This window comes from Nitrospiraceae bacterium, assembly GCA_020632595.1.
Taxonomy (GTDB): domain Bacteria; phylum Nitrospirota; class Nitrospiria; order Nitrospirales; family UBA8639; genus Nitrospira_E.
On record JACKFF010000016.1, the window covers coordinates 37,188 to 59,662 of the forward strand.

Annotated in this window: 20 protein-coding genes; 8 read left to right on the plus strand and 12 right to left on the minus strand. The window is 49.2% G+C overall.

The annotated features are described in order from the left end of the window. Nucleotides 1-317: 317 nt before the first annotated feature. From H6750_19020 to H6750_19035, 4 genes are read left to right on the plus strand one after another with little or no spacing between them, the layout of a single operon-like run. Nucleotides 318-1,277, plus strand: a complete 960-nt coding sequence (locus H6750_19020; protein ID MCB9776400.1) for a glycosyltransferase — start codon at nucleotides 318-320, stop codon at nucleotides 1,275-1,277. Continuing rightward, a complete protein-coding gene (locus tag H6750_19025; protein MCB9776401.1) occupies nucleotides 1,274-2,209 on the plus strand; it encodes a formyltransferase in 936 nt (311 codons plus the stop codon). Before H6750_19020 ends, H6750_19025 begins: the two co-directional genes overlap by 4 nt. Beyond that, on the plus strand, nucleotides 2,206-3,249 hold the full coding sequence (locus H6750_19030) for a bifunctional UDP-4-keto-pentose/UDP-xylose synthase (protein MCB9776402.1): 1,044 nt from the start codon (nucleotides 2,206-2,208) through the stop codon (nucleotides 3,247-3,249). The genes H6750_19025 and H6750_19030 overlap by 4 nt, the downstream gene beginning before the upstream one ends. A 6-nt stretch (nucleotides 3,250-3,255) precedes the next feature. Further along, nucleotides 3,256-4,224 (plus strand): 4-deoxy-4-formamido-L-arabinose-phosphoundecaprenol deformylase, encoded by a 969-nt coding sequence (locus tag H6750_19035; protein MCB9776403.1) that lies wholly within the window; start codon nucleotides 3,256-3,258, stop codon nucleotides 4,222-4,224. A 57-nt stretch (nucleotides 4,225-4,281) separates the two neighbouring features. Here H6750_19035 and H6750_19040 read toward each other — a convergent pair whose 3' ends face one another. The 3 genes from H6750_19040 to H6750_19050 all read right to left on the minus strand — a co-directional run bounded on the left by H6750_19040 (nucleotide 4,282) and on the right by H6750_19050 (nucleotide 8,652). Beyond that, entirely contained in the window at nucleotides 4,282-6,021 is a 1,740-nt protein-coding gene (locus tag H6750_19040; protein ID MCB9776404.1) for a glycosyltransferase family 39 protein, read from the minus strand. Between the two features lie 313 nt (nucleotides 6,022-6,334). Then, entirely contained in the window at nucleotides 6,335-7,600 is a 1,266-nt protein-coding gene (locus H6750_19045; GenBank protein MCB9776405.1) for a glycosyltransferase, read from the minus strand. A 23-nt stretch (nucleotides 7,601-7,623) separates the two neighbouring features. Continuing rightward, entirely contained in the window at nucleotides 7,624-8,652 is a 1,029-nt protein-coding gene (locus H6750_19050) for a glycosyltransferase family 2 protein (protein MCB9776406.1), read from the minus strand. 500 nt (nucleotides 8,653-9,152) lie between these two features. Between H6750_19050 and H6750_19055 the strand changes: the two genes are divergently transcribed. Beyond that, nucleotides 9,153-9,743: a hypothetical protein gene (locus H6750_19055; GenBank protein ID MCB9776407.1), complete on the plus strand. Its 591-nt coding sequence runs from the start codon at nucleotides 9,153-9,155 to the stop codon at nucleotides 9,741-9,743. A 37-nt stretch (nucleotides 9,744-9,780) separates the two neighbouring features. Here the strand turns inward: H6750_19055 and H6750_19060 are convergent, their stop codons facing one another. Together H6750_19060 and H6750_19065 are read right to left on the minus strand one after the other, a co-directional pair. Then, the gene (locus H6750_19060) at nucleotides 9,781-10,494 is read right to left on the minus strand and encodes a 2OG-Fe(II) oxygenase (protein ID MCB9776408.1); all 714 of its coding nucleotides are present in this window, start codon (nucleotides 10,492-10,494) and stop codon (nucleotides 9,781-9,783) included. Between the two features lie 29 nt (nucleotides 10,495-10,523). Beyond that, a complete protein-coding gene (locus H6750_19065) occupies nucleotides 10,524-11,267 on the minus strand; it encodes a 2,3-bisphosphoglycerate-dependent phosphoglycerate mutase (GenBank protein ID MCB9776409.1) in 744 nt (247 codons plus the stop codon). 331 nt (nucleotides 11,268-11,598) lie between these two features. Between H6750_19065 and H6750_19070 the strand changes: the two genes are divergently transcribed. Then, nucleotides 11,599-12,537 carry a hypothetical protein gene (locus H6750_19070; protein MCB9776410.1) on the plus strand — a complete coding sequence of 313 codons (939 nt, stop codon included), beginning with the start codon at nucleotides 11,599-11,601 and terminating at the stop codon, nucleotides 12,535-12,537. A 313-nt stretch (nucleotides 12,538-12,850) separates the two neighbouring features. Here H6750_19070 and H6750_19075 read toward each other — a convergent pair whose 3' ends face one another. Next, nucleotides 12,851-13,702: an ankyrin repeat domain-containing protein gene (locus H6750_19075; protein ID MCB9776411.1), complete on the minus strand. Its 852-nt coding sequence runs from the start codon at nucleotides 13,700-13,702 to the stop codon at nucleotides 12,851-12,853. Nucleotides 13,703-13,716: 14 nt separating this feature from the next. Further along, the gene (locus tag H6750_19080; protein ID MCB9776412.1) at nucleotides 13,717-14,889 is read right to left on the minus strand and encodes an RHS repeat-associated core domain-containing protein; all 1,173 of its coding nucleotides are present in this window, start codon (nucleotides 14,887-14,889) and stop codon (nucleotides 13,717-13,719) included. 338 nt (nucleotides 14,890-15,227) lie between these two features. Between H6750_19080 and H6750_19085 the strand changes: the two genes are divergently transcribed. Next, on the plus strand, nucleotides 15,228-15,845 hold the full coding sequence (locus tag H6750_19085) for a class I SAM-dependent methyltransferase (protein MCB9776413.1): 618 nt from the start codon (nucleotides 15,228-15,230) through the stop codon (nucleotides 15,843-15,845). A gap of 975 nt (nucleotides 15,846-16,820) precedes the next feature. Further along, entirely contained in the window at nucleotides 16,821-17,591 is a 771-nt protein-coding gene (locus tag H6750_19090; GenBank protein MCB9776414.1) for a hypothetical protein, read from the plus strand. A 19-nt stretch (nucleotides 17,592-17,610) separates the two neighbouring features. Here H6750_19090 and H6750_19095 read toward each other — a convergent pair whose 3' ends face one another. The 5 genes from H6750_19095 to H6750_19115 form a co-directional block, all read right to left on the minus strand. Continuing rightward, complete coding sequence (locus tag H6750_19095; protein MCB9776415.1) at nucleotides 17,611-17,931, minus strand: hypothetical protein; 321 nt, start codon at nucleotides 17,929-17,931, stop codon at nucleotides 17,611-17,613. Between the two features lie 256 nt (nucleotides 17,932-18,187). Continuing rightward, nucleotides 18,188-19,210, minus strand: a complete 1,023-nt coding sequence (locus H6750_19100) for a class I SAM-dependent methyltransferase (protein ID MCB9776416.1) — start codon at nucleotides 19,208-19,210, stop codon at nucleotides 18,188-18,190. Nucleotides 19,211-19,377: 167 nt separating this feature from the next. Then, on the minus strand, nucleotides 19,378-20,085 hold the full coding sequence (locus H6750_19105) for an acylneuraminate cytidylyltransferase family protein (protein MCB9776417.1): 708 nt from the start codon (nucleotides 20,083-20,085) through the stop codon (nucleotides 19,378-19,380). 114 nt (nucleotides 20,086-20,199) lie between these two features. Further along, nucleotides 20,200-20,838, minus strand: a complete 639-nt coding sequence (locus H6750_19110; GenBank protein ID MCB9776418.1) for an HAD family hydrolase — start codon at nucleotides 20,836-20,838, stop codon at nucleotides 20,200-20,202. Between the two features lie 50 nt (nucleotides 20,839-20,888). Next, complete coding sequence (locus tag H6750_19115; protein MCB9776419.1) at nucleotides 20,889-22,472, minus strand: N-acetylneuraminate synthase family protein; 1,584 nt, start codon at nucleotides 22,470-22,472, stop codon at nucleotides 20,889-20,891. Nucleotides 22,473-22,475: the final 3 nt, after the last annotated feature.

The following is a 22,475-nucleotide window of genomic DNA, read 5'->3' on the forward strand; positions in this document are numbered from 1 at the left end:
TTGGAAACATCCTGGAGAAAATGTGGGAGGCATGGTTTATGCTGTGGATGATGGAATTACGTCAACAGGAAAAAGAATGAGCCCGGCAGTGTATTGTAAAGAGCATTAGCAAGAGAAGTGTGCGACTTCGCTATGAGCGGCCTGTTCAATTTTTATCATTAATGAGCCTCGTTGCCTTGTCGGCTGTCACAGGTGAATTGGTAGGAATTCGATGACAGGGGTCCCTAGATTACCACTTCGCAAGGTTTGGGCATTTTGTATAAGTGAGGATATCCCGCCGTTTATGTTGCAATCTATTTTTTCCTGCTGCCGCCGACATGGTTGAACCTGAACTCACCGTGATCATTCCGGTGTATAACGAAGAGGCCATTTTGCCGGCCTTGTTTTCCAGTCTGTATACCGCATTGGATACGTTGGGACGAAGTTATGAATGTCTATTCATCGACGATGGCAGCACGGATCGCTCTGCGGCCTTGTTGCGTGAGCAATTCAGCAAACGTCCGGCCCATACGCGTATCATTTTGTTCAACGGCAACTTCGGTCAACATGCGGCGATTCTAGCGGGGTTTGATTATATGCATGGTCTGCGGGCGGTCACGATCGACGCCGATCTGCAAAATCCGCCGGAAGAGATTGCCAAGCTTGTTCGTAAGATGGATGAAGGCTACGATTATGTCGGATCCATTCGCATCAAGCGCCAGGATAGTTGGTGGCGTCGAATCGCATCACGTTGCATCAATAAGCTGCGCGAAGGAACGACCAAGATTCGGATGACAGATCAAGGCTGCATGCTACGAGCCTATGATCGTTCCATCGTTCAAGCCATTAAACGGTCTCAGGAGATCAACACGTTTATTCCTGCCCTTGCCTACCTGTATGCCAGGAACCCCACGGAAATCGAAGTCGCCCATCGCGAACGTCAAGCGGGCGAGTCGAAGTATTCGTTGTATAAGCTCATGCGTATCAACTTCGACCTGTTAACAGGATTTTCGCTGGCTCCGTTGCAAGTATTTTCAACCGTCGGGATGGTGATCGCCATGTTGTCCGGTTTGCTTGTGGCGATCCTCCTGCTGCGGCGGCTGTTCGTTGGACCGGAAGTTGAAGGGGTATTTACCCTCTTTGGGATTCTGTTCTTTCTTATCGGGGTCGTGCTGTTCGGGATCGGGATGCTAGGTGAATACGTCGGGCGTATCTACCAACAGGTGCAGAACCGTCCTCGCTATATTGTGCATGCCACACTGGAGAATCCTGCTCCAGGTGAAGCGATGAGAAAATGACCAGAGCGGTTGTCTTTGCCTATCATAATGTGGGTGTGCGCTGCTTGTCCGTTCTCCTGGCGGGTCACGTCGAGGTCCCGTTGGTGGTCACCCATGACGATTCCGCCGATGAAAACATCTGGTTTGATAGCGTAGCGGCACTGGCTGAAGAGCATTCAATTCCGTTCGTGACCCCGGATGATCCTAACCGGCCGGATGTGATCGAACGGATACGCAACCTTGCTCCCGAATTCATCTTTTCCTTTTATTACCGCCGGATGCTGGGGGCCGAGTTGCTGGCATGTGCGTCACGTGGTGCCTTGAATATGCACGGGTCGTTGCTGCCAAAATATCGTGGACGCGCGCCGGTGAACTGGGCGGTGCTCAAAGGCGAAACGCAAACGGGCGCGAGTCTCCATTATATGGAAATCAAGCCGGATGCCGGCGCGCTGGTTGATCAGCAAGCCGTTCCCATTCTGCCGGACGACATTGCGTTGGACGTCTTCAACAAGGTGACCTGGGCCGCTGAGCTTGTTCTGTACCGCAGCTTACCGTTGTTGATCACGGGGCAAGCGCCGGGTCAGCCGCTGAACCTTAAGGAGGGATCCTATTTTGGTGGACGTCGGCCGGAGGATGGGGTTATCGATTGGCGGGAAAATGCAGAGACGATTCATAACTTGATCAGATCGGTTGCCCCTCCCTACCCAGGAGCCTTCAGTCGACTGGATTCTTTACCCATGCGGATCCTGAGAAGTCATCTTGATCGGGAACCGGCCCGGCATCCTGACCGTGCGCCCTGCTTCTACTGGGAGAGAGGGCGTTGCTACGCTGATTGCAGCGATGGACGTCGTCTTCATATCGGCAAGTTTGAGGTGGAGGGTCAAAGTATGACCCCTGAGGCGTTCCATACCCGTTACGGGGAACAGATAAAGGATTTAGGTCAACCAAGATGAAAAAAGTTTTAATTCTCGGCGTCAATGGCTTTATCGGGCATCATCTGAGTAAGCGTATCCTGGAGACCACCGATTGGGAACTCTATGGAATGGATATGCAAGCCGATCGCCTGGCTGATTTGCTGCCAAATTCAAAATTTCATTTTTTTGAGGGGGATATCACGATCAACAAGGAATGGGTGGAATACCATATACGCAAATGCGACGTGGTGCTTCCGTTGGTCGCCATTGCGACTCCGGCCACGTATGTGAAGGAACCGCTCAGGGTCTTTTCGCTGGATTTCGAAGCCAACCTCGCGATTATTCGCCAGTGTGTCCAACACAAAAAGCGGATTATTTTCCCCTCAACCTCTGAAGTCTATGGAATGTGTGAGGATAAGGAATTTGATCCCGAGACTTCAAATCTGGTGCTCGGTCCGATCCACAAACAACGCTGGATCTACTCGTGCTCGAAACAAATGCTGGACCGGGTCATCTGGGCCTACGGAGTAGAATGTGCGCTGGATTTCACGCTGATCCGTCCCTTCAACTGGATTGGTCCAGGACTTGATAGTTTATATACAGCCAAGGAGGGCAGTTCCCGGGTGATGACGCAATTCTTGGGACACATTGTGCGGGGGGAGAATATTTCGCTCGTGGATGGGGGCAGGCAAAGGAGGACCTTCACCTATGTGGACGATGGCGTCGATGCGCTGATGGCAATTATCGAAAATCCGAATCAGATCGCTAGCGGTCAAATCTATAATATCGGAAATCCGGCCAATCAATACTCCGTACGTGAGCTCGGAGAGATGATGGTGGCCCTAGCCTTGGAGTATCCTGAGTATGCGGAAACGGCTTCAAAGGTACAGTTCATGGATGTCAGTTCAAGTACCTACTACGGCGAGGGCTACCAGGACGTTCAACACCGCGTGCCTGCCATTGTTAATACATGCCGTGACCTGAATTGGTCCCCCAGGACGACGATGGATCAGATGTTGCGGCTCATCTTTAATTCCTATCGCAGCGAAATTGCACAGGCCAGGGCGTTGTTGGAATAACGCCCCATGCGCCTCGCCCTCAAAGTCGATGTTGACACCCTTCGAGGCACGGTAGAAGGTGTGCCTGACCTGCTGCGTATGTTGGGCCGTCATGGCGTCAATGCGACTTTTCTGTTCAGCCTTGGGCCTGATCATACAGGCCGTGCCCTGCGCCGGATCTTTCGGCCCGGATTTCTCAAAAAAGTGATGCGCACCTCAGTCGGGGCCAATTACGGGCTTAAGACGTTGTGTTATGGCACGCTGCTTCCTGGGCCGGACATTGGGCGAAAGACGGCCCCTATCATGCGTGAGGTGCGCGACGCAGGCTTTGACGTCGGGATTCATTGCTATGATCACATTCGCTGGCAGGACTACGTTGCAACCAGGGGAGAAAGGTGGACCCGGCATGAGATGACCATGGCGGCCGAACGGTTCATAGAGATTTTTGGCGTCTCTGCGCGCACGCACGGTGCGGCCGGCTGGCAGATGAACGAACATGCTTTTCGCATGGAGGAAGAGTTGAAATTTGCCTATTGCAGCGATACCAGAGGTACGCACCCGTTTCTTCCTCTTGTAGCCGGTAAACCCCTCGCGTGCCCACAGTTACCGACGACATTGCCCACACTCGATGAGCTGATCGGAGTCGATGGAATTACCGAAGAGAATGTGGTGGGTGAAATCCTGAGACGGAGTGAACAATCAGGTCCTTGCGGACATGTATACACGCTGCATGCAGAGCTGGAGGGCATGCGATTTATGCCGGTGTTCGAAGCGCTGCTTTCTGGGTGGAAAGAACGTGGGTATAAGATCAATTCCATGGAAGAGCTTTCTCGTTCCCTCGATGTCTCCTCGTTACCTGTGCATCGCGTCATCTCTCACGAGATAGAAGGACGCACCGGGATGTTAGCGCTTCAAGGAGAGGAAGCCAGCTTCCCACGGTTGAGGGCTGTGGGACCACAGAACCCACAGAACCCACAGAACCCACAGGGCATTTAAAAAGTCCTTCCCCCTGTACCCTTAAATACCTTACTGCGGCTTGGCAGCTCTAATGAGTTAGTGCGGTTCCGGCAAAAAATCGTAGAGCACGTAGCGACCCTCCGCCATCTCCCAAACCTTAATCTCTCTAAGCGTGGCAGCAAGATCATCGGAAAGGGGCGAGGGGGGGTACTTGCCGAGTAGTAAGAGTCCCATCGGATTCTCCTGCACATAACGACTCACGTCTTCCGGTGATTGCAGGTTTTGCGCAATAAGACCGGTGTAAAATGGCAGAGCTCCCCGCATCTCTTCATGTAGCTTGTAGCCCGCCAGTCGTGGGGGTAGGGCATCCATGGCTGTGAGATCGACGGTAATAGGACGCAAGAACCGTCCACTTCCCAGAGCCGGCCAAGCAAGCAGATTGATCATGAGCATGATCGTAAACATCAATCCGGCAAAGGCCGGGATGGCCCGAGCCTTTGTGCGCCATGAATTGGCGAAAGAGAATACGACAGTCGACCAGTGTTGCAAAGTTTCAGGGAGACTGGCCAAGGCAAACTTGCGGTTAGTACGGGGACTAAGGAAGCCAAGAGGGGCCAGGAGAAGAGCAAACACGCGAATGATGAGTGCTGTCAGAGCAGGAAGGATGGCTGACACTGTCCCGAGGAGGTTGGTCGTCACCCGTGAGATCCGTGAAGGTGTATCATGCATAGCCATCGAGGCAGCCCAGGCCCCAATAAAGACGGCAAGAGGTGCAAGCAGCGGCATCAGGTATACCTCCCGTTTGGTACCGGGAAGGCTCAGCAACAAGAGTCCTAGAGGGAAAACGATGGAAATGAAGCGCAGACCTGAATAGTTCAGATCCTGCTGGGGCATTTTGTCCCGAAATGCCCAGTAATAGGCTGCAGGAAGCGTAAGGAGCCATGGTCCTATTTGATTGAACAGCTTGGGAAAGTAGTACCAGAAAGGTTTCACGTGGCCGCCTGTATACTGTTCAGGATCGGGGAAAATGCGATACAAGATGTTGTGCACAACAAATTCTTTAAACAGGACTTCCCCTTCGTAGAGGTAAAGCAGGATGGGCCAAATGAGACATCCTGTGATCAGAATGAGAATGCCGGGAAGGTGTGCCCAGGAACGTAAAAAGTCCCAGCGACCCCAAAATATGATTGCCAGAGCCAATGGGCTTCCGAGCAGGATGACGCCCACAGGTCCTTTGGTCAGGAATGCCAGGGCCCCTGCAAGATAAATGATGAAAACCAGGGCCGAGAAGGGTAAATGGGTAGGATGGCCATTCCGTGATTTTTCCCCGAACATGGCAAGCACAAACGCCCAATATCCAAGCAGGACAAACAACGAGAGCAGCGGGTCCACCATGGAACGATGCGCATGCCGAAAGAATCCCCACATGGTGCTCAAGACCAGGACTGTCATCACGCCGCTACCCGGGCCCGCAAGTCGCCGGCCAAGGTCGAAGGCAAGTAAGAGGGTTAAAAACCCCGCGATGGCACTGGGAAATCGTGCGACGCCGTCGGATACGCCAAAACCACGGAATGCGACCGAAATCAACCAGTAATATAAAGGGGGGTGCTCCATAAAAGCCTCCCCGCCTAAGGTGGGAACAAGGACGTTGCCACTCATGAGTATTTCCCGCCCGATCTCGCCGACTCGAATCTCGTCGGAGGCAATCAGCTCATGATCGAAAATACCTGTAAAGGAGATCATCAGGCTCAGCCCAATCGCGACAATGACACTCAGACGCTGTTTTGCGGCGCCATCGAAGAGAGATATGCGGGTTGAGAAGGGAGATGTGGTCACAGGATTTTCAACGTCATTTGATTCTCTGTCAGCTGGCTATTTTGCCTATTGGCTGGAAGCTTTACGGGGATATACTTCCTGGCCATGATGATGCTGTCTCACCAAATAGAAGCTTCGTGCGATAGGTTTCCGGTAACCATAGTGATTTGCTATGAGGAGCGGGCGCGATATGACGAGAAGCTTTCTTCCGCATAACCCGGAATTTATAAAGGGAGAAATACAAGACTTCGCGAGTGTGGTCCCTATTGAAAACCGGTTCTCATGTGGTTCTATCAATATCACGCCTCTTTTAACAGAGTCATGTGAAGAGAAATTAGGTTGCCGACATAAGCTGGAGGTACTTTTCCGCGATCCTGCCCACCTCGAATTCCGTAGCGCGGGCACGCAGCTGCTCCTGGCCAAGTGGACGGTCAAGGACTCCGAGAATAGCTTCGGCCAGCGCTTTGTCATCACCGACCGGTACCAATGGTCCAAAGGCTCCCTTTTGGAGAATCTCAGTAGGCCCGCTCGGGCAGTCTGTGCTGACAATCGGACATCCACATGCTAACGCTTCGATCAGGACGTTCGGACAACCTTCCCATGCTGACGAGAGCACAAATACCGAAGCTTTGGCCATAAAGGCGAAGGGATTGTCGACAAATCCGGGCATGGAAATATCTTGGGTGAGGGCCAAGGTTTCAGCCAGCTTTTCAAGCTCATCACGCATCCTTCCCTCCCCGAGGATCACCAGCCGGGCTGGGCGCACAGAACGCACTCGTCCAAAGGCCTTTATGAGACACGCGAAGTCCTTTTGTGGCACATGTCTCCCGACACCCAGGATGACCGGCAGAGTATCTGCCGGAAACCACGGATGGTCAACCGGGATGCGGGCTTTTTCCTGTACCTGGGTGAGGGCCACCGGATTGTAAATCGTCGTAATGCGATCACGTTGGATTCCCGTTAACGAGGACACATCTTCGGCGACGCCATCCGCCACGGTCGCGATTTCATCTGCCCATGGGTACACGCGTTGTAAGAGAGGAGCAAGGAAACGCCAACGCCACTTTTTGGATGTCTTGATGATGGGAGATAAGCTGGTTTGTTCGTTGATCACCACGCGAGTTCTGCCACCTGCAAGGCGCGCGGCTAACAAGGCGATGAGATTCGCAGGGGTTTTCGCCGTGAGCATCGTATCTGGTTTCTCACGCCGTAAATATTCAACCAGATCAGGAAGATATCCGATAGTTTTGGGAGGATGAGACGAGAGCAGGATTGGGAGGAGCATTGACCAGAAAGCTCCAACATCAGCTGACACGGCATGGAAGCATCCCCGCCATTTTGTGCCCCCCTTGAGCCCGATGACCTTAACCTTCGGGGAAATCCTGTCCAGGTAGGGCCCCGAGACCTGACATAAGATCAGGTCCACTCTGTGGTTGCGATCGGCAAAGGCCTCTGAGAGATAGACCATAGCCCTTGCCACGCCGCCCCCGGCAAGAGATGGTAGAAATATCGCAAGATGCTTACGGTCTGGTGGCTCATCTTCTCTCTTGATCGATGGACTCGGGAGTGGGGCGAAATCCGGGGAATTCGGCGTCATCATATGATTAAAAGTTGATTTGAGACCTAATTGAATAGATGCTGGGCTGATCGGGTGAGGACATGTTCTCGTATGGTATTGCCGAGGCTTTTGCGCAGAGGGGAGTGCACATAATATTTCAGAGCCTTCCACCCCATGCCGTTCCAGGCCGCCCAACAGGTCCGTATCCACTTTTCGCTGACTGCTTGTGCCATTGCAGGCTGCGAATACCGGTGTGTTTGCCGATTGGCTTCTTGAAGTTTCCGTAACCAATTTTCCGCCCATTGAAGGTAATCATCGTCCGGCGTGAATTGGGCTTTTCGCATGCGGGACAAGGTCAAATGCGGACCGAGATCCTCCTCGGTGAAAGGGACCCCCAAGACGTTGAGTTGATGGCGGATGATGGCCCGCTTTTTTTCATCACCCAGCTCTACTGTCTGACTGGTAATTTGATCGGCGTGTATACGGCCGTAGACCAGGCACTCAGGGAGGTTGGCGAGTTTATACTTTTGGGCCAGTCTCACGTGGAGGTCATAATCCTGACAGCGTGGGTAGTCATTTCGATATCCATATTCCTGCAAAATTTTAGTCCGGGCCATTATCGATCGGTTACTCAGGGAACATCGAAACAAAAGTTGAATGTCGACGTCCTCAGGTAAAATGGGCTGACGCTTGATCCGTTTTAATGGCCGGCCTTGTTCGTCCATCATGCGACACCAGCTTCCTACTTGTGCATAATCATGATGGGCATCCAGAAAGCTGACCTGTTTCTCCAGACGCGTTGGAAACGCCCGATCGTCGCTATCTAACATGGCGATAAATTCACCACGAGCCTGTTCAATGCCTTTATTGCGGGTCTTGGGAATCCCGAGATTGTGTTCATTCCTGATGATGCGCACACGAGGATCTTGATATGAACGCATGATTTCAATGGTGCGGTCTTTCGAGCCATCGTCTATGAGGAGTATTTCGAAATTGGTAAACGTTTGTGCCAAAATGCTTTCAATGGCGTCTCCAATATATTTTTCGCGGTTATACGCCGGGATAAATACGGTAACTTTTGGATTGTCAATCATCGTCGTCTGACCGGAAGGTTTCAGTGTTACCAGATGAGTTCGTAATTCATGCGCTATTGGAGCTAAAATCGGATAAGATGTTGACTCTTTTTTAAAAAAAGTTCATAACACATCTCCTGAAAGTTCACGTGCCGATGCGGGAATCGGAGCTTCTCAGGCAGGTGGTAGTCACGCATTCTTCTCTAGGGGTCTCAAATCATATCCGATGTATCCCCTGTTTTCCAAATTTTTGGTTTTTTGACACCACGAGTTGCACCCAAACACTCTTCAACACGATGTCTTTTCAATTACAGGTCAAACAACGATCGCCCTTTTTCTGGAAGCGAGCCCGATATTTTTTATCAAGGCTTTTCGGCGTCCGCTTGCAAAAGGATAAAAGCCTACATTTTGTGACAATCAATGGGCAGCAATTTAAGCGATTGGTTTTTTGTGATTCTTCCCTGGCTCTTGAAATTGAGCGGAATCTCGAGTGCTTCCGGGGGGAGGGGATCTTCCCGAATATGGTGATTCGTTATGAGCGGGAAATCTGGGTGGAGTTTGTTCAAGGGCGTCTCATCAAAGAGGTTGATGACTCACTCGTTGAAAAAGTGGCCATGTTTTATAGCCGTTTATATTCTGAAGCTTCCCGGTTGGTGGAAACGAATACGACCTTGTTCCCCGATCGCCTGGACCGGGATCTGTATTTTCTCAATCAGATTGGGATTCTTTCGAATGGATTGTTGGGGGAGCTGAGAAAATCCGTGGATGCCCTGCAGCCTACACACTGTTGGATCGGGTTCGATTATACCGACCCCGTCAAGAAAAACTTTGTGCTCAATCCCAAGACCCATTTGCTGTGTGCTGTCGATGTGGAAGGCCTCGTCAGTGAGTATCTCATAGGCATGGGTGCTGCCAAAGCCCTGGTGCGATGGCTGAATCCATTCAAAAACGAGTTTTTCCGATTGTTGGCGACCAAGGGCGCGCCCGATATTCAAGCCTATTATGGATTTATCGAATTGTGTTTTCTCGCTCAGTGGACGAAACGGGCATTTTTTGAAAGGGATTGGAAAGCCATAAAGCCAGACTATTTCGAAGGGTATCGGGGACTGTAGGAGTATCGGCAATGAGCGTTGGAACGTATGGAGAAAATTAGTAACCCTTAGGGCTTTTTCCAAAGACCCGCTGGATCCGGTCAGCCAGCGAGAGCCGATTGATGACGACAATGAACACCTTTCGCATGTGCCCTTCCGGGCATTGAACGGGGCGGACCCCATGCCAGGATTTATCCAATCGTTGAAATATCAGACTGAAATTCCCAATGGCGGTTGAAGCCAACGATTGCGGGAAATCTTCAAAGCTGGGAGCGCTTTTTCGGCTAAACCGCCCTTGATCGTCGAGAATAACGGTCTCGCCGCCCCAGGCAGGGTCCCAATCCTCTTTCGTGTTAAAGTAGAAAATGTGAGAACCAAGTTTATGTTTGGCATCACAATGTGGAGAAACAGAACATCCATTGGGGGTATAGTGCCAATGAAAATTCAATGCAAGGGACTTGACCCCAAATAATCGTTTTAAAAAATTCGAATAGGGCTTTCCCTGAAGTTCAGCTAGAAATTGATTCCAATGAGGAGAGAGAGGTAAGCCCGGGCCATACTCTAATGTGTAGCGATCATGGCTTTGCTGCCCGTGAGCCCGCTTGACCCCAAAACGCTTTTGAAACATGGAGACATTCGGGAGAGTCTCAACCAGGCCTTGATAGCCTGCCTCCGTCAGGAGATCCGGGGGATTCATCCACGGATAGGGCTTGGCTTCCTGAAAGAATTGGGCAGGAATAGCTTCCAGGGCGGGAAAGTTTAGGTACGTCATAACCACAAATAATCAATCAATAATGAACTTTAGGGGAGGCAATATTTTAACAACTTTTGAGTGCAATCCTTCAATCTCGGCTTCCACCGCATATAGGAGTAGCTGATAAGATTCCCGTTGGCGTCAAATTTACAAACCAAGGGTTCTCCGGTTCTCATCGTGATTTGCTTGATGCTGGCTTCATCGAGATGAAGGAGAAATTGTAGCAAACTTCGGATACTGTTGTTGTGTGCAACCAGCAGAATCGTTTTTCCCTCTTTCAGCAGGGGAGCAATGTCTTCCTCCCAGCAAGGAATAAGCCGGTGTTGGGTGTCCTGAAGGCTTTCTGCCAAAGGAAGGTCCTGAGAATTCAAATCTGCATATAAGGGATCCAGGCCTGGAAATCGAGGATCCTGAGGAGAAAGGGAAGGTGGAACCGCGGAAAAGTGGCGCTGCCATATCAGGACTTGTTTCGCACCGAACTGTGTTGATGCTTCCCACCAGGTCATTCCTTGGAGAGCGCCGTAATGACGTTCATTCAGCCGCCAACTCCTCCGCACCGGAACAGAGGGTAAATCCATGTTCTGCAGTATAATGGTTGCCGTTTCATGCGCTCGGCTTAATACCGATGAGAAACACAGGTCAAACATTATTCTTTTCCCCTTGAGGATTTGGGCTGCCCGCTGCGCTTCAATGACACCTTTTGGGCTTAATCCTATATCGGTCCAGCCTGTAAACCGTTTTTCGCGGTTCCATAGGCTTTCTCCGTGGCGTAAAAGAACGAGTGTTCCCATTTTGTTAAAAGGAAAGTTTGCGCCTTGATGTTTCGATTGACAGGTACTCGCTTCACAGAATTACAGGCAAAAGGCATTTAATATCCAATTGTCAGACACGATCTACAGAATACCATAGGTTTTCTCGAGAATGAATAAGGATTTTCAAATTGGGGCATGCTGTGGCACGGGGGCTCACGGGAATGATTGACAGAACCCGTATTTTCAGGAATCATGAAACGCTTTGCCAAGATGTCCATTTGCATGGATCGTTCATGGCATCCACATGGAAGACCAATGAAGATTAGGCTGAACGGGCAATTTTTCCAATTTTCCGCATGGGATCGTACCGATGCCTCTATCCTCTGAAACCTCGGAAATGGTCAAGCAGCCCATTCGTCAGAATCGGCTGCATAAGGTACTGCATAAAAATCTGAGAATTCCCCCGTGGGTGATTCGGCCATTTTATCGCGCCCTGAAAATCACCGGTAGCCCCATGCAATACCGTTTGCGAAAGCGATTGGCCGGAGAAATTATTGCGGTCCCGAAGCCCCGGATCACCATTTCAGACAGAGCCGGATACCGGCTGTTTGGGCCTGACGATATTGAAGGAACCGATCGCATTGTCAGGTATTGTGAAGCAGTGTATCAGCAATCACGAGCGGATTTTCCCCCGGAATATTTTCAAAAACATCCTCATAAGAAATTTCTGTTCCCGATTCTTGAAGGTGCCGAATTCTGCCGCCATCCGGAATTGCTCAGGTTTATGGTGTCCCGCCCTATTCTTGATGCCGCAGCCGCGTATCTGGGAACGGTACCGAAGTTAACCGGAGCCCGGCTTTGTTGGTCACCTGAAAATGAAACGGCTCGCTCCAGCCAGCTCTTCCACTTCGATTATGAAGATCTCAGACAGGTCAAAATATTTATGAATATCTTTGAAACGAAGGAGGACCAGGGGCCGCTGACCTTTCTTCCCGCCGATATATCCCATCAGGTGCAGAGAGCGATCGGGCGTGTGCTTGGTCGTGTGCAGGACGAACGAATTTATGAGGGAGGGGGAAGAAATCATGAGGTGAAGTTGATCGGACCGCCAGGCTCAGGGGCGTTCCTGGACACGTCCCGCTGTCTTCACTATGGGAGCCGGTGTAATCGACGAGATCGCGTGGTCCTGATCATCCAATTTCTTAATTGCTTTTCCGCGTTCCGACCCACGGCCCCATTCACTGTACCTTCCGACCTTCCTGGATTTAAGCCGGACCTTGTTCAGAGGCTGGCCTTAGGGATCCATTAATCCAATCAGTTTCCGTATGGCATATGGGCTTACATAAATGACAAGAGCACATCGGAATCTGAATTTTGATGATCAACCGTCGACGATGGGAAAATTGTTGAGATAATGGATTAGCTAACCACCTATGGGCCGACCCAGTTCATGCCAAGCACCTAGGGCAAACCTCCTCATTGTGGGGAGAATGAAATGGCCACGCGGACAAAGGATCCTGTTAGGAGACAATGGAGAATTTGGATACGTATGGAGTGGCCATCCCGGATAGTCTAAAATTTAGGCATATTGTATGACAAAGACTGCTCCCAACATTCTTACTTTAATTAGTCTTTTTCTCGGCAGCCTCCAGTATTGCGACTACTTCGCTATGTCCTCGTCGTTTAGCCACTGAAAATGCTGTATCTCCAACCTCTAGTCCTCCTTTTGCTAAATCTCCCCATGGATCCGAATTCATTTTGACCGAACTGTTTGCTCCGTGATTTAACAAAATTCTTACTATTTCAGAATTACCTCTAGCAGAAGCATCAATCAATGCAGTTATTCCATCATTGGCTTGATGATTTACATCTGCCCCAGCAGTTACCAACACCTGGACTGTTTGGACATTCCCACCCGCGACCGCGAACATAAGCGGACTAAATCCGTACTTTTCTTCAATTTCCTTAAGATCTGCACCAGCCCTTAGTAAATGCTTTACTAACTTAGGATCACATCCATTAGAGCCAGCAATCATTAGAGGATTTACCCAAATCTTTCCACTCTTATACTTCATTGAAAATGATGCCCGTTTATCTAGCAGGGAAGCTACAACTCTTTCATGACAATAATAGGTAGCAACGTGTAAAGGAGTTTCTCCCCGATTTCCTCGAGCATTAAGGTCTGCCCCTTTATCAAGGAGTAATTCAACCATGGCTTCTTGTCCACCTTTGGCAGCATAATGTAATGCAGTCCAGCCCCTATAATCGGTCTTAGCAATCTTTTCTCCATTATCGAGAATTTCTTTCACCGATAGTACATTTCCTCGATAAGCTTCAACGTGCAATTTAGAAGAACATCCAACTAGAAATAGCAAAGTTAAAAATATACCTGAAAACCAAATACTAAAATTTGTCCAAACTTTTGATCTCATTTTTGAAGTATGTTTTGGAAAACCGACCTCAATTAGTTTCATTATTGGGCCAATAATTAGGGTTGTCCAAGCCCGCAGCCGGATTCACCTTCAAATTCAATTGAACAATTTCCACCTTTGTTTCCAATCTTTTGCAGAGCTAAGCCTGTTAATCTTCCATTACTTAACACATCAAAACTCGATGCCCCTGAAACCGCTAAACTAGACACCCAAGGTGTTCTGGACAAAGACTGTACTGTTGATGGGGAAACTGTACCAGTTAAGGCATCAAGATTAATTGCTTGGCTTTCAGGAGATTGCCCAGGAAGGCCTTTTACTTCCCCAATGCCTAATTCGATACCCCCCAAATAATCTATAGTAGTAAAAGCCCCAGCCACCGCTGCACCGACAATTGCTCCATGAAAAGCACCATGCATAATATCATTTACACTTCCGGCACCTCCTGCGTATCCCACTGTAGAGCCTCCTGCTGCTCCGGCAATAGCGCCAGCGCCTATTCTGAGAGCAAAGACTTTACCAATTTTAACTCCTGGGAACCAATCGTATGAAAAGTTAAATTCCGCTGTGGTGCCCCCGTTTAATGCTCCCGCCGCTCCTCCCATGGCGGCACCAAATAACAAGCCCTTACTAATATCTCCCCCATTTTGAGCCGCACTATACGCGCCAAATCCTCCTGTAATCGCGGTACCAAAAGCCGCTCCATTTATAACGGCTGCTTGAGCACATGGTGCACAGGCTATACTTGCTGCGGCCGTGCCAATAATAATTTCTCCCGCCAAAACATACCGTCCGCTTTTCGACTGCGTTAATAATCCGGTCCCAAGAATGCCGGACTGAATAGGTGAGAGGAAAGGGACAGGAACTATACCAACCTGAATACCAAAGCTGAGTACAGTGAATCCCGGACTGCCTAGTGTGTTTTTCAATTTTCGGGTAGCCTTTTTAAAGGCGTTTGTGATGGATTTGATCCCGAATCGTCCCGTGGGATCATTAAAAAGAATGGGGTTGTTATTCCCATAGGTATATCGATTAAAATCTTGGTGGTTTCCTGGATTGGGTACCAGGGTGTCGGCTGAGATAAACCGGCCGAGAGTCGCGTCGTAGTACCGAGCTTCATAGAAGTAGAGGCCCGTGCTGTCATCCAATTCCTTGCCCGTATATTTGTAGGCCACGCTGGCCGTGCCCGTGTTCGTGAAGGGTTCGATAGCAATATCGTAAGAATGATAGATCTCATTTTAGAATAAAAAAGAGGCGACGGCTTATGGCTCAATCTTTACCATTGAATGTTCGTGTGTCACGTGAGGAAATTTACTCCGCGTTTGAACCATTCGTTCATCAACGTTTTCGCAGTAGCGATATTCGTTGGAAGCGTAGAGTGTTTCGATCTTGGCGGAAAAAATTTCTTGAATTTTGGCAACAGAAAATTTTCAAGCGTTTGAACACCTCTTTTGGGGGGCGGCAGTATAAAGTTAAAAACACATACGAGAACTTTTGGGGTTCTACCGAGACTGGCGCGCACCTGAGCACGATAGGCAAGGCTACTCCGTGTTTGTGGGGAGAGGATAGAATGTTAGCCAGAGGAATCGGGACAAAACGTGTACACCTTCTCTTGTTGAAACGGGCTCTTGAGGCCGTGCAACCCGAAAGCGTTCTTGAGGTTGGAAGTGGCTATGGCATTAATCTGTTTGTTCTATCCGGGTACTTCCCTGCAATACAATTCTCCGGTTTGGAATTGACCAGGCAGGGAGCCTTGGCAGCAAAAAAGATCGGAACGATGTCTTGTCTTTCTCAGGATATCGTCAATTTTGCCCCCGATAAAATTATAGACGTGAATGCAAATAGGCGCGTCAATTTTTATCAGGGAAGTGCCAAGAATCTGCCTTTTGCGGATAACAGTTTTGATGTGGTCTATACCGTGCTGGCCTTAGAAGCCATGGAAGAAATTCGCCATCAGGCTCTTCAGGAATTGGCCAGGGTTGCAAGGAAATATGTCATCATGATCGAACCTTTTTCTGATTTCAATGATAAAGGCATCCGGTACTTCTATCATACCAGCCACCAATATTTTCGTGGGAGAGTTGACGAATTGCGCCAGGATGGTCTCGAGCCCCATCTTGTGTATTCTGACATTCCCCACAAAATTCGCCTATGGCCGGCAATGGTCATTGCCAGTCCAATATCGTAATTCTAGGATCTTAAAGCCGATCGACTTCCGTATCGCATCTGTGCCTACATTATTGCCTAGGAGTACATCGGAACCTTAATTGTGATGGCACAATCTTCGTAGATAGAAAATTGTTTTGATAGCGGCTTAGCCTAACCTCTATGGGCCGAACTTCGGCACTGCCAAGCAAGGGCAAATCGCAGCATGATGGGGAGAATAAAAAGATCAGGCGCTTAAAAGAATCCATTAAGAAAGGGATTGCGAATTTGAATCGCCAGGACGGGCCATTCATCTTTGATCGCCTAAATTTTAAACATGTTGCATAACAAGATCTGGTCCCAAGCCTTTTACTTTGATTGGTCTTTTTCTCGGCTGCCTCCAGTATTCCGACCATTTTGTTATGTCCTCGTTGCGTAGCCTCTGATAACGCTGTATCTATTGGCCCAAGCCCCTTATTCAATGATCCGCCCAATTGGCCTATTTGTATTGTTGGGTCCGCACCAGATGCCAATAAAAGCTGGACGACATCTTTTTTCATTCCATGCGGCGACGATTAAAGCCGTCGTCCCATCATTGGCTTGATGGTTAACCTCTACCAGACAGAGCGGAACACTTTACTTGCTTGAGGATCCTAATATTTGCGGAAAACATAAGAGGACTATAGCTGCATCCTGTTTCGGTTTCATTGGGATCAGCACCGACATTGAGTAAGTATTTCAAAATTGTAGAATCACAACCATTTCCACTAGCATTAAATATGGAGGCCAACCAAAGCCCATTGTTGGTTTTAAACTTATTGGCCACATTTGCCCCTTTTCCCAATATCCAAACCTTCCCATATCACCAACGCCTATGAATGTCCCAGCTACAGTTTACCTCCACAATCGCTCCGTTTTCTCTTACCCTGCATCTTCTTGCTGTAAAATTCCGGGAAAAATGTATGGATCTGCAAGTCAGAAGTTGAGATGAATAGTTACACATTCATATGATGCCAAGATGACTTACACACGCAGAGTAAAAATACCCATAGGGTTATGGTTGGTTCTGCTGTTCGGGCTTTATGGATGCGGGGGAGGGAACGCCAAAGTCCTACTATCTCTTGAAGACGTCGCTGAACTGAAAAACGCATCTCACGTTTATATTGTGGATTATCCATCCCCGGAATTTGCGTGGTGGATCATGCCTTATTCGCTGCCATTCACGGGAGTAGTTAATCTAAATCTAGAAAAAGTTGAAAAATGGCTGGAACTCCCATCTCCCTTAGAACTTATTGACCCGACACACACGCTTAGGAATCAAATCATGGCGACGTTAGAAGATAAATATCACTTCACCAATCTTGCTCTGCCCCAAGGGGTTTCCCTGAATGAAAATCTGATGGACCTTAGGAAAAACTTGAGAGAAGGAAAAGTCATCGATATACAAACGTATTTTTGGGATCTTGTTCCTACCGGATCTGAAAACGGTGATTTTCTTCCTCCCAAAAAAATGCCGTATCAATTTCAATATTCAGGGATAATCCGGTTTATTGACCTTGACGGCCCGTCTGTTATCCACCAGCATTTATGTCATTACCCATCGGAAATGACAAATATGGGGGGATGGTTACGACCGAAAGAGTACGGCTCATTTTCTTTGGATAGGCCAACTTGGGTAAATTCCATGCATGTCCCTGAATTAATCGAAAATCGTGGCGAAAAATTACAAACCCAAATTCATAAAGCTGTGACCCATTGTCTGCAAGAATTCCAGAAATTATTCCCCTAGCCAACTCTCAACTTCGTCCCTACCTGCGTATTTCTGAAATACCTACAATAAGCCCAGCTTCTCCAACTGAATTCGTCAAGCCACGAGGCAGTGTTATTCCATAAGGAACAACGTCACCCAAACCCTTCCCATCAGGAGCACTAAATGAAAATGAAAAATCCTTATACGGAGTGGTGCTTTCCCCTCCCCCGAAAGGCAGACCAAGGGCAGTGAAAAAAGCGGTTGTGAAAGGAGATGTTATTGCCCCTTCAATGCCTGCTTTTGATGCCCCACCAATAATTGATTTGAAATTTCCTCTCCCTCCTGCATAGGCCTCCGTCGCACCTTTGCCTGCCCCCAATAAGGCTCCAGAGACAGCCGTGCCCGCAACAAATGGGCCTGAAGTGCCAAAGGATGGAAGAATAACGCTACCTGCAGAATTGAGTAATCCGAATTTATCTTGTGTTTTCTGACATTCCCCACAAAATTCGCCTATGGCCTGCAATGGTCATTGCCAGTCCCATATCATAATTCCACGATCTTGAACCCGATCGACTTTCTAGCTAAAAGATCGGGGCTTTCCTCATTTTGGCATTATGTTAACAAGACTCTGCATGTTAGGTGGATGCAATCCGTCGACGGATTCGGCGTAGAAATTTATGGGTTTTGCGTTTTCCTGAGAAAGAGAGCTGTCGAAGTGTCCATGTCTGCTTGAGCCACCATAATCGCCATCTGATTCTTTCTAGGGATGAATCATGCTGAATGGTCTGAGATGGTACTCTGGAAAGGTTTTGAGCCTCAGGCTTTTGTGCTACCGCCCGGATATGCTGAAAATCGCTCGTCCGGCCGTTGTCAATCGCGCATTCAATTACTACAAAGCCGGCTGCTTCAAGATATCTGGCTGTGGTCTGTGCAGTGAGATGATATTGATGCACCGGACCTGACTGAAATACCGATCCGGTTTTGTACCGAGCCGGCTTCAGCACATCTTTCTCGTCAAGAAAAAGATAGCCCCCTGGCGCGAGCATGCTGAAAATTTTTTCCAGAAGCAGGCGGGGGGACAAGACGTGGGCCAGGACATGATGTGTCAGCACATTGACCGCATCGAAGGGTCCCTGAAACGGAATCGGTAACTGGGAAAACCGGGAAAATGGCAATGGAAAGATTTCGGATAATCCGCGTCGCTCGCTAGCGTACCATCTATTTTTTTCGAACGGCTCTACGCAGAATACGTTCGCTCCTCCAGCCCGGAGCCGTGCCGAGAGTGCACCGGTTTGGCATCTCAGGTCGAGAATCCGTTTGTCTTTAACCTGAATGAAACGGTTGATGATGTTCAACCCCCACTCTGCGACAGCATCCTGTTTTTGAATGTCATCTTCATCTTCGATTCCTTCCCCGGGCCTACTGCGGCTACCGGGGTCGTTGGCAAAGCGACTTTCATAGAATTTGTCCAAATCCTCCTGTTCAATTTGTGGAAACGCGTACATCAATTGACAGTGGATGCATATGACAATGCGGCAATTCAGTTCCGATGGTTCTGCGATAACACAGGCTTCTGTCGAACGGCAGAGGTCACAGTTTCCCTTTTCTACGCGATCTCGATCCATTGCCTGAAAGGGTTGGCCTAGGAAATTACTCAAGACACCATTCCTTTCCTTGTGAGAACAAGTGGAATGTTGAGGAAATGCTTCGGTTGGTCTGTTCGGGGATGCATATAGGGGATATGCATGGCAATGGAGCAATTCGACCTGCGAGATGACCCCTGATTCACAGATGGTTCATCCACATCCTGATTTAAACGCAGACCTTATGCCTGATTTTTGGCATAAATGTATTCGGCAAGCTCCAAATCCCACATGGTATCGATACTGACCAGATACTCATCGAGGATAAGCGCTCCAGTCCGTTTACCCATGATGCTCTTTCCTTCCAGAAGACAGTTTCGCGTCATGACATAGGCTACCCCGTTTCGGTGATAAACCGGGGTGAGTTGTTGCCGGGCAATGATTCGGCTCCCGTTGGGATCATAATAGCCAATCCTGCCTGAGTCCAGGGTCAGTTGTTTGAGAGGGTGTGACTTAGAATCAGTTTCGGACAAGGTCCATACGGCGTCCCACTGTTCATTCACCAGCATCTCAACGGCGTGTATGACATGCGTTGGTCGACGAAGAGGAGAAGTCGGCTGGAGCATGATCACAATGTCATACCGCACAGCATCCAGTCGCTCCATTTCTTCTAACGCATGGATCAAGACCGGCGCGTCCGATATTCGATCACCTGAGAGGTCCGGAGGCCGGAAAAAAGGGGCATCCAGGCCTGATTGTTTGGCACACTCGGCAATTTCAGGATGATCGGTCGAGACCACCGCTCGATCGATCATGGGGATTTCTTTCACCAACTGCCCAACTCTGGCAACTAACGGGATTCCGTGGAATGGAGTCAGATTCTTGAGCGGAATTCCTTTGCTGCCGCCCCTGGCAGGACACACGGTCAGTATGCGTCGACTACCTATCATAGGGTCTTTTTAGGGATACACGCCGTTGATGATGTATTCATCGGTTTTGTGCAAATCATAACTTCCTGGTACAAAAGTGTAAAGAATCTTCACTGAAAGGCGGTGTTGAGATGCTCAATGGTTTGGGCAAAGGTCATTTCGTTTCTCCTGTAGATTTTCCACGATGGTTCTGAGTGCAGCCAGGCTTGTCATATGGAGTGGTGGTATCTGTGTGAATCGGCTGTTACCACCAAGAATGACTCCGGCAAAGTGGCAGCCAAATTCAGCTGCAGCCTTCCAGTCATCTTCACTATCTCCGACAAAGAGTATTTCCTCCGGTCTTGCCTGAATGAGCCCTTGGATGTGCAGCAAATTTTCGAGTTTACTGGCCGGGGCTCCATATATTCCCGAAAAATAGTGGGTGAGGTTTCGGAGTGTCACAAGGCGATTGAGGGCTTTGGCCGGCGTTCTTGAGTTGAGGTATAGAGGAATCTTTTGACTCATCAGCCATGAGAGTATTCTTGAGGCCCCAGGGACTTCCGGGCATCCGACAACGGCCGCTTCGCAGGTGGTTGTGTACGTCTCGGCCCATTGTGAGCCGAGGACCTCCGGGCCTGTGTGGGGCGGAATAAGACCTTTCGCCATGAATTCCCGGGCAAGTTCACGGGTGATTCCGTATCGATCCTTATGAGAGCACCGTTGAAGAACGTCGGTGACGGTGTCTCCGCTTGGATCATAATTCTCGACAATCTTATAAAAGGACTGAACCTTCATCTGGTTGGAATCAACCAGCGTCCCATCAAAATCGAATGCGACGCAAGCAATCATTGCGCATGAGGATCGGGCAATGGCACTTCAGGAGCCTTCTCCGATGCTGGCTGCTGGGCGATTTGAAAACGTCCCCAATGATCAACCATGGTTTTCCGCTCGGATCGTTGCAGCTTATTGATTCGTTTGTCGGCATAGAAGGAATCGTTGTTATAGTGGGTGGTGGACACTTCTTCAAAGACAACTCCGGTGTCTGTCCAAAAGGAATGCCACACTCCAGGCAGGATGAGAATGGTTTCACCGGGATGCATAATGCGGGGATATCCGTCGATATTGACGTGAAGGATCCCGAAAAGTATTTGAAATGTTTCCTCCTTCCTCGCATGATAATGTGAAGGGTGTCGCTGTCCCGGCAATTGAATGACGAGTTTTTTGCAGTATTCCCGATTAATGCATTCGATAATGACTGCGCCGGTTTGTCGGAAATTTTCAAGGCCGTAGTGGTGCGAATATTCGACTTTAAACTCACTGCCTAATTGAATGTTGGCTTCGTTGAGTAAGGCTTTGACCTCGTGAATCGCCTGTTTAAGGGTCACCAGACCTTGATTGATGGTGATCTCGACAGCGTCCCGCATGACCGGTTGGTCCGGCGTAATGTCCTGGACGGCCGTATAGCCTTCCTTCCATGCTCCGCTTTCCATCTGCCCGTCGACGTAGGGCATGGCAAAATACACAAGGTCCCGTGTAAGTTCCCGGCCTTTTTTAATTGACCGTTTGGCAAAGACCCCCCGACGAAGGCCGTCCAAGGAGGACTGTTCCACTTCGGAGGCCGGTGGTCGGGTTTTTGGGCCACACAATACTTTTGCCCGATGATAGGCTTCCAGCCAGGTGTCTACTTGTTGTGCGGTGGAAGAGTAGGCATTCAATTTGATGGATTCGGTTTCCAATCCGATGTGCCGTTCAAAAAGTCTGGCTCCAAGAGCGACCGCAATTTGAACAGGGACGGTATCACCGGGGTTTTCATGCGTGGACCAGCCGATAGGAATATTAGGATACCGGTTGCGTAACATTTGAATTTGATTCAAGTTCATCAAGGGGTCAGGAGTTGGATACACCGACACACAGTGCATGAGCGCAAATTGTACGGCCCGATGTTGGAAGAAACTCACCACATTGTCGATATCCTCTAATGTCAGACCACCGGTTGAGCACACGACCGGCGGCCCGGCCCCGGCAATTTCCTCAAGAAGCGGCCAATCCTTGGCTGAACAACTGGCGACCTTCAACACATTAAAACCCATGTCGACGGCAATATTGACAGACTCTTCATCGAAGGGCGTGCACATGGCTAGCAGCCCTTGGGCCCATACTTCATTGAGCAATGTTTGGAACTGGGTCTGGTCCAATCGGGTGGATTGAAATCGTTGGATGTATTTGAGCTCGCTGTTTGACTGGTGATCGGTATGAATGAAGGTGTCGAGTTGGCGGAATTGGAATTTGATCGCTGCCCGGACTTGATGCCGTTTGATCACCTCAGCCATTGATTGGATAATTCCCAGGCCGTGTTCCACACTTCCCTGGTGGTTATTGGCCAGATCCAATATGAATAAATCATGGAAATTAAAATCTTGGTCTATCATGCT